Origin of the sequence: Dysgonomonas sp. PH5-45 (genome assembly GCF_029893235.1) — a bacterium.
Taxonomy (GTDB): Bacteria; Bacteroidota; Bacteroidia; order Bacteroidales; family Dysgonomonadaceae; genus UBA1309.
Window position 1 is genome coordinate 1 of the sequence record NZ_JARXWE010000075.1, and the last position, 1,001, is coordinate 1,001.

A 1,001-nucleotide genomic window follows, 5' to 3' on the forward strand; every position below is an offset into this window, starting at 1 on the left:
AGTTTCATCTTGTTTATATTTTGTAAGCTTATGCCAAATCAATAATTAATCATCTTTCTTGCAACGCACAGAATATTGGTTGAAGCGGTCGGAAGGGTCCCGTTTCACATCAAATTCGGGCTCTGGATCGGATGTATATATAGTTCGAGCCCAAGCACAAACATAGTCTTCATCTTCATAGCTTTTACTCACCGTCCAGAAAGTAGAGGCTTCACCATAGTCCCTTATTTTTATTTCTTCTTCATCACCAAAATATCCACCAGTTTCTTCTATTGCTATATAACCTACAGGCAGAACATTAAAACCTCCTTGTATTACAGGATGAGATCTTCCCGGATGCTTCTTGCCCGAATTATCTTCGATAACCTCACAGCTTGTGCTGAAGGCTATCCTTAGGTCCCCATTCGCTGTGCCTCGTCGGGTTTCGTCATTTCCGACATTCCAATCGTTGTTCCATTTGGGAGGATCGAAAGCACCGGTGTAGCTGCTATACTTGGAGGGATTTTCGTAAATCTCTTTTTCCAACTCGCTCCACTCCCTGTCGGTAGGGATATGCCAACCATCAGGGCAGATACCCTGAACCCTGATAGGGTTACCATTTTCGTATTCTTTATCACCACCATAGCCCTGGCCCGACGACCCACCATCTCGTGGGTTTCCTCCCAGTGTAGCAGCCTCATAATTATATAAATAACCGTGTATCGAATCCCAGTAAACAGGAGGGTTCTCCTTTGTTGGGTTTTCTCCTATGTCACGATGGGGATGACAGTAATACTTTTTTGTAAGCCCATCATCTTTTCTTGCAATAGCGCCCACCTTATATTCCATGCTTTCATCTACATAACGCATATTATCGAGCATCCATACACCTGCATCACCAAAGGGATGGTATAGGTATTTTTGCGCCCCACCTTTTTGCGGGCGATTGTCAGTCAAGACTCCCAGATCGGGCGACTTTTGGCTGAGCCCCAAGTGTTCCCATTGACTGCCTGTCCAGATAT

The 1,001-nt window shown here is 44.7% G+C and carries 1 protein-coding gene; it reads right to left on the minus strand.

Annotated elements, in window-relative coordinates:
• Positions 1 to 45: 45 nt before the first annotated feature.
• Positions 46 to 1,001, minus strand: a 956-nt coding sequence (locus M2132_RS12040; protein WP_280673881.1) for an FISUMP domain-containing protein, incomplete at its 5' end; no start/stop codon positions are given.